Origin of the sequence: Pseudomonas sp. Pse79 (assembly GCF_024519615.1) — a bacterium.
Taxonomy (GTDB): Bacteria; Pseudomonadota; Gammaproteobacteria; order Pseudomonadales; family Pseudomonadaceae; genus Aquipseudomonas; species Aquipseudomonas veronii.
In genome coordinates, this window is sequence record NZ_JALJRR010000001.1 from 688,044 (window position 1) to 699,876 (window position 11,833).

At 57.9% G+C, this 11,833-nt stretch carries 8 protein-coding genes; 6 read left to right on the forward strand and 2 right to left on the reverse strand.

The genetic code is table 11. The features are described from left to right. Positions 1-144 precede the first annotated feature (144 nt). The 4 genes from NR164_RS02950 (at position 145) to NR164_RS02965 (ending at position 7,937) form a co-directional block, all read left to right on the forward strand. Complete coding sequence (locus NR164_RS02950) at positions 145-1,068, forward strand: universal stress protein (RefSeq protein ID WP_256822267.1); 924 nt, start codon at positions 145-147, stop codon at positions 1,066-1,068. 201 nt (positions 1,069-1,269) lie between these two features. Next, positions 1,270-2,019 (forward strand): helix-turn-helix domain-containing protein, encoded by a 750-nt coding sequence (locus tag NR164_RS02955; protein WP_032804245.1) that lies wholly within the window; start codon positions 1,270-1,272, stop codon positions 2,017-2,019. Positions 2,020-2,122: 103 nt separating this feature from the next. Further along, entirely contained in the window at positions 2,123-2,686 is a 564-nt protein-coding gene (locus NR164_RS02960) for a GNAT family N-acetyltransferase (RefSeq protein WP_079443749.1), read from the forward strand. A gap of 259 nt (positions 2,687-2,945) precedes the next feature. Beyond that, on the forward strand, positions 2,946-7,937 hold the full coding sequence (locus tag NR164_RS02965; RefSeq protein WP_256822268.1) for a glycosyltransferase family 32 protein: 4,992 nt from the start codon (positions 2,946-2,948) through the stop codon (positions 7,935-7,937). Positions 7,938-7,988: 51 nt separating this feature from the next. On the opposite strand, the gene NR164_RS02970 is transcribed toward NR164_RS02965, so the two are convergent. Then, positions 7,989-8,123 (reverse strand): hypothetical protein, encoded by a 135-nt coding sequence (locus tag NR164_RS02970; protein ID WP_256350977.1) that lies wholly within the window; start codon positions 8,121-8,123, stop codon positions 7,989-7,991. A gap of 422 nt (positions 8,124-8,545) precedes the next feature. Here NR164_RS02970 and NR164_RS02975 point away from each other — a divergent pair, with 422 nt between their 5' ends. Together NR164_RS02975 and NR164_RS02980 are read left to right on the forward strand one after the other, a co-directional pair. Then, positions 8,546-9,955, forward strand: a complete 1,410-nt coding sequence (locus tag NR164_RS02975) for a circularly permuted type 2 ATP-grasp protein (protein WP_026139870.1) — start codon at positions 8,546-8,548, stop codon at positions 9,953-9,955. Positions 9,956-9,957: 2 nt separating this feature from the next. Next, complete coding sequence (locus NR164_RS02980) at positions 9,958-10,908, forward strand: alpha-E domain-containing protein (RefSeq protein ID WP_017845722.1); 951 nt, start codon at positions 9,958-9,960, stop codon at positions 10,906-10,908. On the opposite strand, the gene NR164_RS02985 is transcribed toward NR164_RS02980, so the two are convergent. Further along, positions 10,905-11,825 (reverse strand): AraC family transcriptional regulator, encoded by a 921-nt coding sequence (locus NR164_RS02985; RefSeq protein ID WP_256822269.1) that lies wholly within the window; start codon positions 11,823-11,825, stop codon positions 10,905-10,907. The genes NR164_RS02980 and NR164_RS02985 overlap by 4 nt on opposite strands. Between the last annotated feature and the right edge of the window lie 8 nt (positions 11,826-11,833).

Here is an 11,833-nt window from a genome sequence, read left to right on the forward strand (position 1 = left end):
GAGACACCCGGCCGGATGTCGCTGAGCGTGCGCTGGCTCAAGGCGACTTGATGCAAGTCAAACCGGCGCCGGCGCCCGGCGCCATGATCTAGAGTAAGTATCATTGCCCGATGCTATCTGCTGGTTACCCAAGGGAGATTGCCCATGTCTGCTCAAGCACGTTTCTTACTGCTGGTTTCGCCACTGATGGAACACAGCCCCGCCTTCGACCGGGCCGCCGCCCTGGCCAAGGCTGAAGGCGCCGCGCTGCACATCCTCGCCTTCGATTACCTGGAAGGCCTGGCTACCGCCGGCCTGGTCAACGAGCAGGCCCTGGAACAGATGCGAATTGGCTATGTCGAGCGCCATCACCAGTGGCTGGAGGATCAGGCCAGGCCCTTGCGCAACCTCGGCCTGACCGTCACCACCGAAGTGGCGTGGGTGGAGCGCCCGCTGCAGGAAATTCTGATTCGTCTTAAGGAAGAGCCCATGGCCGTGGTGATCAAGGCGCTGGAGCATGAGTCCCTGTTGTCGCGCTTGTTGTTTACGCCGCTGGACGTCCACCTGATTCGCGAATGCCCGGTGCCACTGCATTTTGTCAGCGGTGCGCCCCATGCGTTACCGCGCAAGATCGTGGCGGCCGTCGACCCGTTCCATCACGACGAGCACTACGACAGCCTTAATGACCGCATCCTGCATGAAGCCGTCAAACTGGCGACAGCCTGCGATGCCGAGGTCGAGGTGATTTATGCTCATGACCTGTCCGATCTCGGGGCTCAGGAGTATGGATTCGGCAGCGGTGCCGGGTTCTTCTCTTCGGTGGCCGCCAAACGGCTGTTCGACGAACAGGGGCAGGCCTTCAATGACTTGGCCGCGCGCAACGGTATTCCGCCAGCGCAGCGCCATATGATCTTGGGTAACCCGGCGAAAGTGCTGTCCAGCTATGCCGATGCCTACAACGTCGATGTGATCGTCATGGGCCGGGTCGGTCATCGCGGCCTATCGCGCCTGCTCGGCAGTACCGCCGAAACGCTGCTGTACAAAATGCCTTGCAGCGTGTGGATGGTTAAACCGGAAGTGCTCGACTGAGCGCGGCAATCGTATGCACACCCTCGCTGCACACTCGCAGCGAGGGCATGTCAAAGGCATTCATTGAGGGGGCATAACGAGACTCATCACACTCGAAAGCGATCAGCGGTCAAATATATGAAACATGCACCTATCTTTCTCCAATATTTGGATGTTAAGTAGGAGGAATATATATGTGTGTGTGTGCAAGAGGCTTTTGTGATGAAGTCAACTCCAGTTCTTGTACAAGTCCAACATTTAAAAACAACCTGCGCGAGCTGCAGCGTTTTAGAGTTGTGTTTACCCCTGGGTTTGACCGAGATCGAAGTGGGTCGCCTGGACACATTGATTCCACAACGCGTCAAAGTCAAAAAAGGTGCTTCGCTGTATCGCACCGCCGATCCGTTACGCTCGCTTTACGCCGTGCGTACCGGATTCTTCAAGACCTGCATACTGTCCATGGATGGTCGCGAGCAAGTCACCGGGTTCCAGATGGCCGGGGAAATGCTCGGCCTCGACGCCATCAGTGCCGATGCCCATGCCTGCAACGCGATTGCGCTGGAAGACAGCGAAGTGTGCCCTCTGCACTTCAACCAACTGGAGCGACTGGCCGGTCAAATACCGTCGTTGCAACATAACTTGAACAAAATCATGAGCCGCGAAATTGTGCGTGATCACGGCATGTTATTGCAGATGGGTAATATGAACGCCGATGAGCGGCTTTGTGCATTTGTATTGAATATATCAATGCGTATGAGTACGCGTGGTTATTCATCGCGATCTTTTATATTACGCATGAGACGAGAAGAGATCGGCTCTTATCTGGGCCTGCGCCTGGAGACGGTGTGCCGCAGCATTGCGCAGTTACGCAAACTGGGCCTGGTGCATATCAGCGCGCGCAATGTCGAGATTCTCGACCTGGCGAAACTCAAGACGTTCATATCCGGCTGTCATCGGCATGGTCCCGAGTAACAGGGCCTCATCTGATCCAAATCAGCTTTATCTGTCGGCAAAGGCGTAGAACCGAAGCAACAGGGGGCCGCTCCTGTCGCCCCCAAACCTCGGAGTTCACACCATGCTTACCGTCGAAGAGCACAACAGACAAGCCGCCATCGCCTATAAAACAAGCCCGGAACCGCACTGGATCGATAAGCTCAATGACGGCCGCCATGTGCTGGTGCGCGCGTTGAGAATCGAAGACCGGGACCGCGAATATAACTTCATCAAGAGCTTGTCCCGCGAGTCCCGGCACGCGCGCTTCCTCGGCGAAATCAACGAGCCCGGCAAGACCCTGCTCGATCAATTGATGGATGTCGACAATCAGCAACGCGTGGCGTTTATTGCCCTGGTGCATGACAACGGCAAACTGATCGAAATCGGCGTTGCGCGCTATGCCGCGGCCAAAGAGCACGAATGCGAATGCGCGGTCACCGTGGCGGACCCTTGGCAGCACCTGGGACTTGGGCACATTTTGATGCAACACCTGATGACCGCGGCGAAAAAAAACGGCTTCACGTCGATGTACACCGTGGATGAAGCGAGCAACACCCCGTTGCGTGAGCTGACCAACGCGTTGGGCTTCCACACCGTCACCAATCCGGATGACGCTACCCAAGTGATCAGCAGCGTGAAGCTCTGAGTAGCAGCACGGTAAAAGGGCGGCGCGCCGCCCTTGCCTTCCATACACTCGTTCGAGTGTATTCATACCGAACCGAAAACGTCTGTTGCGCGAACGCCTGTAAGCAGGGTGAACCGCACCTGCGCCTGGCACTGCGCAATACCAGGTAACGCTGTTTTGGCTAAATGAAGGAATCAAGACCGCTTCTGTCGCTACACACGGTTAATGCCACGGGCACTGCCCCCCTGGCGTCATCTCGTAACCTCAGGCGACAGACCTCATGACCAGTGTTTCCACGCACATCACCGCACAACCCCAGCCATTCGCCCTATCCCACCTGCCACTCACCAGACACAAACGCGAAGCCCCTGCCCCCACCGAGTCGGCAGGCGACGCTCGTACCGAAGGCGATCGCGCATTGGCGGCCGAATACAGTACTGCGTTGCTGCTGGCGGCCAATCGCGAGAGCAATATCAACATCCGCCCGATACCTGCCGATTCCTCATTCGGTCGGTGGTGGGGGCAGTTGCGTGCCGCCTTTCGATCACCTGACGTCGTTCAGTGGATGCGTGACAAAGGTATTAATGCTGAGTCGATAACACTCAAACCGGAATCGGGAACGATCACCTTCAAGCTCAAGCCTTCGGTTGATCCCGAACAGAAACTGCATACCGTCGGGCAAGACGACAGGCGCTGGGGCGCGATCAGCGGCCCCATCCTCCAGGCCGCGCGTGTGATCAACGCGGGGCACGAGGATACGGCCTTCACGCCGCCGGCAAGTGATCTCAGTGAATCCGCACCTTGGTTTATGGTGGGGCGGTTTTATCAAGAGCGGCAAGACCTTACAGGGCCGGCGATGCGCAGGCGCGCTGAAGAACTCGACCGGGACCAAGGTTTTTCACCTCTCGACCCGAGCAGCGCGGCAGGCTTGATTGAATCGCGTAGCGCGGACGCGCTCCAAAAACAGGAAGCCACGGTGGGCGATGTGCTGAATCGGCATGAGGCCATCAACGAGCTGCGGCACCTGGCAAAGTCCGTGGACATCCGCAATCCCGAGCAAATCCCGGGCGAATTGAAGAGGCGGACGCTCTCTCTGTCTTCCCCGAGCACCTACCAACCCATCAGTGCTAGCCAATCGAACAGGGTCAGCCTCGTGCAATTCCTGGAAGATCATGGCTGGCATATTCCCACCCATCACGAACAGCTGGAGAACCTCGCAACCGCCCTCTCAACCCCAGCGCCCAAGATGCCGGCACACGGTAACCTCGGCGGAGCGCTGGCTTGGCCTGTGCCGCTGGATCAGGGAGACCTGCAACAGCTGAAGGCAGATATTGGTACGGGCAAAATTGGCGATATTGACTTAGGACCGTCAAAAAATGTCCTGGACTACCTGCTGAGCGGCAGGACAATTTCCGCGGCGGAACAGAGCAACCCGCGAAGGCTGATCGATACCTGGATCACATCGCCCAGAGGCAAGGCGCTGGGTGAGGCCATTCAAACTGCGTTCGAGACGCGGGGTGTCAAAGGCAGTGCTTCTGACTGGCTGCTCACGGCCCTGAACAGCGAAAGCGCCAGCGTCTCTGGCGACGACGTCGATCACCAAGCCCCTGGTCAAATTGAAGGCTATCGGCTGGTCTCGGCGGAGAACTCGGGCAAATCACCGTCGACGGTTGTCAAGGAGCTGGAGGATCACCTGGTCGCCAAAGGCAAAGCCTCATCCCCGGAAAAGGCCACGATTCAGGCTCACCTGTTACTGGCCAGCCGGGCACCGGAATTCCTGATCAAGGACATCCCGGAAGGCGTCGTCGTGGGCACCCACAGCTGGGTCAGTCTTGCCACGGCGGTTGCCCGAATCGAAGCGAAAGCGCCGGGAAACACGGCGTCGATGAGCTACGCCGACGTTATGCTCGAAGCCAGCGTTGCGCCGATCTCTGACGACGAACGCACTGTCGAATATGTCGCCCAGACCGACGCAATCAAACACTGGAGCGTTGCCAACGGTATGGATTACCCGTCGACGGATGCCTCAATGACGACTGCCCGCGAGGCCTACAGCGCGCAGATTCGAGAGTTGAGAGAGGCTGCGCAAACGCACATCGGGCAAATGCCGACGACGAGGGGCATTGCGCTGGAACAGTTAAAAGTAGCGCTGCCTCACGTCGACCCGGAACTGTTCGAAGAAAAAACTATCACCCTGCAGCCTTCCAACCGGCACTTCCCCGGGCCTTACTCGATACTGGACATGTATATCGATGGTCGAGGACTCAAAGGCGCACCGGACTCAGCGGATAATTGGGGGGAAGCGGGCCGTGGTTTCGTGAACCTACTGACATTTGGCGGCGTCACTCTGCGGCCGGACGGTCGTCCCAGCGCATGGGTGTCCTCCTCGGACGGGTTCAGCATTAGCGATGTGCTGGAACGGCTTAACGAACTACCGCGCCCGACGGAGATATTCAACGAGACGTTCTCGGATTACTCCAGTGCCGTCAAAAAAACGACCGCCGCGCAGCTCAAGCACCTTATTTCGAAACAGCCGCTGGAGGATCGGCAGAATCTGGAGTTTGGCAAAATAACAATCCGCAAAGAAATGTCGTTCCACCGCGCCGATCAGCCCAGGCGTGTTTCAGACGGTGTTCTGCTGGTCGAGACCGAGCGCAATGGCCAGCGCATGAGCTATGAAATCGACCGACTAAAGGGGACGGTGACCAAGCTGCCGGACAAGACTTATCGGGACTATGAGCCGACGGTTCATTCTATAAAAGCAGGCAAACGTTTTGATGAGGTAAAACCCGCAGGTCACTATGCAGCGGGGATAACCCATGAAAACAAAGATGCACAAGGCGCACCCAATAGTTTCAGTAGCGCTAGAACTCAATACATCGTTGATGCATTGGTAGAGGATATCAACTTGCCTGCGGTGGAGAAGTACGCCAAGGGCAGAACCACCTTTGACTCTGAAGTACCGCTGCATGAGACCGTTGAGGAGATCGCGCTCAACCTGATCCCGTTACGGTCAGCCATTGTTAATTTTACCAACGGCAATGTTGGTGGGGGCGTTGTCGATCTTGCCTTCGATATCTTTGGTTTCGCCGTCGGCTTGGGAGCCGCGGCAAAAGGCGCGAAAGTCGCGGCGGCCGGCGCATCGACAGTTGCCAAGGTTGGTCAGGTCGCCAAGATTATAGGGCGCGCGACCGTGGGCGCACTCAATCCATTGGACGGGGTTGCCGACCTGGTTCGCGGCGTGGCAAACGGCCTGCATCAAGGCGTCAGCACAGCGATCAAGGGGGTCAAACATCTGCGCGGCTCTTACCGAGGTGTCGATCTACTTGAATTGGCGAAAAAAACCGATGTCGCCGAAGGCACACTCAAAACAGCTAATGGCACACGCGAAAGCAAAGCGCTGGGAAAATTCGATGAGGCGACCAATAAGTGGTACGCCTACGATCCGCTCGCGAAGCAGGCATACGGCAGGCCGTTGGACAATTTCAGCGTTGACACGCCGAGGTTGAATGACCCCAATAGCCTGCACTCGATCGGCAGTAATGATGTGGTGAAGACCGCCAGTCAGCAGCACGGCGTGGCAGCAACCGGCACATTCAGCGTGGGGCAAGAGACGGTCGAAGGTAACGTGGTTTTGTTTCAAGGTAATTGGCATCGCTACGACGCGATCAATAAACGTGCCTTCGGCCCGCCGCTGACAGATTTCAAACCGAGCCGGGTCGCGGCCAATGGTGATGTGAGGTCGATGGACGCCGATTTGTTGGGCTATGAGGTCAAGTACATTGCGCCCCAAGAGTTATCGACAAAAGGCTTACAGTCCAATGTGTACGTGGGTCGCAGTAAAAAAGAATATGTAAAAATCGATGATAAGTTTTATGAGTCACACCTCAAGGATGGCCAGCGAGTTATCCGGCATCCGGCGCGCACTGGGCCTGACCTACCGGTCAGGGATCTGGGGCTTTCCGGATGGGAACCGCTCTCCAGAACCGACCGCCTCCTGGGGGGCGCGGGCGGCAACCCCTGGAACCCCGGAGAAAATACCTACTTAATCCCGCTGGACGATATCCACCTGACGGGAAACCCGACACGCCCCTATTCGCTGAACCACAAGGGCGTAGAACATGATGTCACCTTCAACATCTATGCCGGTACGTGGAAATCCAGCAACCTCAAACCAGCAAGCGGTGCCCAAGACCAGGACTACTTCTGGAGGAGTGGCAAAGGAAAATGGCAACGGGGAACGTTTAGTGAGTTTAAACACGCAAAAAAAGTCGATGCCCGCGCGTTTAAATACGTTGATGTTTCCCCTCCGACAATTTTACGGGTTCCAAAAGATGCTCATCCTATCCCCAAACAGATTCACTATTTTTGGGCCGGCAGTGACATTCCGCCGAACCTGATAGAAAACATCGCCAACAACTCTGCCAATGCACCTGGGTATAAATCCATTATCCATGTAGATGCGGACAGCCCGGCGATGTTTGAAAAAATCAAAAGCAAATTGCACACTCAAGCGCCTGGCCTAAGCGTCATGAATCTGCACGAGGACGATTTTTTCAAACAATTGAAAGACACTGAAATGTACAACTATTTTCGACAGGGGCAAGGTAAAAATCTCGCCGCCACTTCGGATGTCGCCCGTTACCCACTGATGAATAAATACGGAGGCATTTACCTCGACACCGATGATGCGATTCCAGTCAATATTGGCGCTACCGCATTGAAGGCGGGCTCCAGCGACATTCTGCTTAACAGACCCGTCGCCCATACTATTACGGACTACAAACCCTTCTACAACACCAGTAACTTTGCGACGCAGCCTGGCAATCCGGTTATTAACGATATGATCGCGGAGATGAACAAGCGATTTTCCGCTAACAAAGCTTACTTTGAAAGCAACCGCCCCACCGTCACCAGAGGCCCCGGAGGGGAAATCCAATACACCTCTGAATTTCGCACCTACGAAAGTAAGATTTTCGAGACGGTAGGCCCAACAATGTTTGATGACGTGCTCCAGTCAAAAAGACCTGACATGTACCATCTGGGCCTCGATGGGTTGGCTAAAGAATCGAAGATTGTCGACGGTAAGCTGGTCTCATCCGGACCGATAGTCGATATTGAACGTGAAGCGCGCCAATATTATGCGAGCAAGGGTATTACTCCGCCGGACCTGCTGGGTAATCAGATAAAAAAAATGAAGGAGCACTACCTATCACTTCTTCACCAACTCCAGATAAGGATTGGCGCCGAACACTCCTGGATAGGAACATGATCAACTAATGCTCATACCGGCAGCCGGCCAACGCTGGCAAGGTATGAACAATCAGTCTTGATGTTCACCGCTGCCAGGGTCCGCGGCGTCATCCGGTTCCTTGAGCGGCACTTCTGCATCATCCATCAGCGACCCCGGGTCTTCGTTGCCGGGGTCGTTGAGGTCTTCTTCCGAATCTTTTGACATGACCGTCTCCTCTGATCGCCTTGACATAGCGTAGCTCTTTTGAAGAACGCGGCCTGCGTCAAGATGAGGCCCTGCGCGGGTCGTTAAAGTTCCGATGAATCCCTGGCCGGGCATTCAGAGACGTTCAAGTTCGCGTATGCACTGTTGTAGTGCGCGCGCCGTTCCCTTGTGGCGAGCAAACGCGCTCGCCACAAGGGAATAGAGACGCTTTGCCGGTTTCGGCACAGGCATTGCTTAGTCCATTCATCGTTCACCCGTCATGCCCGGATACAGGAGCATTCGTTACCCCCCGACCCAGAGCCGACCCCATAAGAAAGTAAGGACCTGGCCCGATGGCACCCTGCGCCACGGGCTCATAAAAAATGCGTTTTTCAAAGCGGCAGTGCCCCCCGCGCTTCCCTCGGCACTGACAAGGTACTGGAATGGCTCGATCTTTCTTTGATGAAATGAATGACGCACACGGTGTATGCCGCGCGCACTATCAGGAATTCTCCCGCTGGCTGGCCAATACGCCGCCAGAACTGCTGGACCAGCGTCGCCGCGAAGCCGACCTGTTGTTCCACCGCGCCGGGATCACCTTCACCTTGTATGGCGACGAGCAGGACACCGAACGCCTGATCCCCTTCGACATCATCCCGCGCAGCATCCCTGCCAGTGAATGGAGCATCATCGAGCGTGGCTGTATCCAGCGCGTCACTGCGCTGAACATGTTCCTTGCCGATATCTACCACGACCAGCGCATCATCAAGGCCGGGATCGTTCCGGCGGACCAGGTGCTTGGCAACGAGGGTTATCAGAAGGCGATGGTCGGCCTCGACCTGCACCGCGACATCTACTCGCATATTTCCGGGGTGGATCTGGTGCGCGATGGCGACGGCACCTACTACGTGCTCGAAGACAACCTGCGCACGCCCAGCGGTGTGAGCTATATGCTCGAAGACCGCAAGATGATGATGCGCCTGTTCCCCGAAGTGTTCGCCAAACAGCGCATCGCGCCAGTGGACCACTACCCCAACCTGCTGCTCAAAACCCTGAAAAGCGCCAGCCGCCTGGACAACCCCAATGTGGTGGTGCTGACGCCGGGGCGCTTTAACAGCGCATTTTTCGAGCATGCGTTCCTGGCCCGGGAAATGGGCGTGGAGTTGGTGGAAGGCGCCGACCTGTTCGTGCAGGATCTCAAGGTGTTCATGCGTACCACCGACGGCCCCAAGGCCGTGGACGTGATCTACCGCCGTATCGACGACGCGTTCCTCGACCCGCTGGCGTTCAACCCGGAATCGATGCTCGGCGTGCCCGGCCTGGTCGCGGCCTACTGCGCCGGCAACGTGGTGCTGGCCAACGCCATCGGCACCGGCGTCGCGGACGACAAGTCGATCTACCCCTACGTGCCGGAAATGATCCGCTTCTACCTGGACGAAGAACCGGTCCTGCAAAACGTGCCGACGTTTCAGTGCCGCAAGCCGGATGAGCTGTCCCATGTGCTGGCCCACCTGCCGGAACTGGTGGTCAAGGAAACCCAGGGCTCCGGCGGCTACGGCATGTTGGTCGGCCCCGCTTCCACGGCGGCTGAGATCGAGGACTTCCGCCAACGCATCAAGGCGCGTCCCCACGCCTATATCGCCCAACCGACCCTGAGCCTGTCCACCTGCCCGACATTTGTCGAAAACGGCATCGCCCCCCGGCATATCGACCTGCGCCCGTTCGTGCTGTCGGGCAAGGAGACGCGCCTGGTACCCGGTGGCCTCACGCGCGTGGCGTTGCGCGAAGGGTCGTTGATCGTCAACTCGTCGCAAGGCGGCGGAACCAAGGACACCTGGGTGGTGGAGGGCTGAGTATGTTGAGTAGAACCGCCGCGGACCTGTACTGGATGTCCCGTTACCTGGAGCGTGCCGAGAACCTGGCGCGCATGCTCGAGGTCAGTTATTCGCTGTCATTGATGCCCCAGGCCGGGCGCAGCGATGGCCTGGACGAACTGGCGATGTCGCTGCTCAGCAGCGGCACCCTGGACAGCTACCTGGAGCGCCACGGCCAACTGGATGCCGAGCGCATGCTGCACTTCTTCGCCCTCGACGAAGAAAACCCGGCCAGCATCTACAACTGCCTGCGCGCCGCGCGGGGCAACGCCCATGCCGTGCGCGGGCGCATCACCGCCGACATGTGGGAAAACCTCAACGCCACCTGGCTGGAAATGCGCAGCATCGCCGCCGGCGGGCTGGCGCGCCATGGCATCAGCCACTTCTGCGATTGGGTCAAACAGCGTTCGCACCTGTTTCGCGGGGCGACGTCCGGCACCATCATGCGCAATGACGCCTACCGGTTCATTCGCCTGGGCACCTTCGTCGAGCGCGCCGACAACACCTTGCGCCTGCTGGATGCGCGCTACGAGATGTTCGGCGAGGAATCGGAGGAAGTCAGCGACTTGTCGGCGCGCGGTTATTACCAGTGGAGCGCCCTGCTCCGCGCCCTGTCGTCATTCGAGGCGTACACGGAGCTGTATCCGAATGCGCTGAATGCACGCTCGGTCTCGGAGTTGCTGCTGTTGCGCAGTGATGTGCCGCGTTCGTTGCATGCCTGTATCGAGGAACTGAGCCACATTCTGGCGGACTTGCCAGGCAGTTATGGGCGCACCGCGCAGCGCTTGGCCGCCGAGTTCGAAGCGCGGCTGCGCTATACCGGGATCGACGAAATCCTCGAAGCAGGCTTGCACAGCCGCCTGACGGAATTCATCGACACGGTACGCGAATTGGCGCGGGCGATTCACCGCTCGTACCTGGAGGTGGTTTAGACACCGAGGGGCGCGTGCTTTCGCTCGCGGTATTCCCGCGGGGAGCAGTTCATCAGGCGCTTGAAGGCACTGCTGAACGCGCTGTCCGACTGATACCCGAGTGACTGGCCGATACAGGAAACACTCCTGGCAGACGTGTTCAAGGCCTGTAACGCCAGGTGCATGCGCCAGCGCGTCAGATACTCCTGGGGCGCCATTCCGACCCGCTGCTTGAAGTGCAGGGCAAAAGTCGAACGGGACTGGCTCGCGACACCGGCCATGTCGCTCAAGGTCCAGCGGCGTGCCGGCGCGGCGTGTATTTGCTGCAGTACCGGCGCCAACCGCGGATCGTTCAACGCCGCCAACCAACCGGTGGTAGTAGCGCCCATGGATGACTGATAGAGGCGCAGGATCTGCACCAACATCATTTGCGCCAGATGCTCGGTCATCAACGCCGCGCCTTGCATCGGGCTGGCATATTCCCGAGCCAGGCGATCCAGACACCAGCGCAACACGCTGGCCTGCTCGGACCTCGCACTGATACGCACCACCGGCGGCAACCCCTCCAGCAATAGACGGGCGTCGTCACCGTAGCTAAAGCGCCCGCCTATCAGGAACAGATCCACAGTCTCACCCAGGCGAGCGATCCCCCCCACGGCGTCACGATACACCGCGCGCGCGTCAACGCCCTCAAGTGCAAGGTTGCTGGACAACCTCCAGGGACGGTTCTGCGTCAACAAAAAGCAATCGCCCTCGCTCAAGGGCATCGGTACGGGCATGCCCTCGACTTCCAGCCAACACTTTCCCTCCACCACGGCATTGAACTTGATGCCCTCCGGCGGTGGAAAATCCAGGGCCCAATCACCGCCAGCCTTGAGGCCGGCGAAATAGGACCGATGACTCTTTAACAGCCCCACCACGTCGGACAGGGTATCCATAAAAAAAC

Excerpts from the sequence above, each read along its gene's own strand:
- NR164_RS02980 (WP_017845722.1), top strand. The coding sequence starts at position 9,958 with ATGTTGAGTAGAACCGCCGCGGACCTGTACTGGATGTCCCGTTACCTG.
- NR164_RS02950 (WP_256822267.1), top strand. The coding sequence starts at position 145 with ATGTCTGCTCAAGCACGTTTCTTACTGCTGGTTTCGCCACTGATGGAA.
- NR164_RS02960 (WP_079443749.1), top strand. The coding sequence starts at position 2,123 with ATGCTTACCGTCGAAGAGCACAACAGACAAGCCGCCATCGCCTATAAA.
- NR164_RS02965 (WP_256822268.1), top strand. The coding sequence starts at position 2,946 with ATGACCAGTGTTTCCACGCACATCACCGCACAACCCCAGCCATTCGCC.
- NR164_RS02975 (WP_026139870.1), top strand. The coding sequence starts at position 8,546 with ATGGCTCGATCTTTCTTTGATGAAATGAATGACGCACACGGTGTATGC.
- NR164_RS02955 (WP_032804245.1), top strand. The coding sequence starts at position 1,270 with ATGAAGTCAACTCCAGTTCTTGTACAAGTCCAACATTTAAAAACAACC.
- NR164_RS02985 (WP_256822269.1), bottom strand. The coding sequence starts at position 11,825 with ATGGATACCCTGTCCGACGTGGTGGGGCTGTTAAAGAGTCATCGGTCC.
- NR164_RS02970 (WP_256350977.1), bottom strand. The coding sequence starts at position 8,123 with ATGTCAAAAGATTCGGAAGAAGACCTCAACGACCCCGGCAACGAAGAC.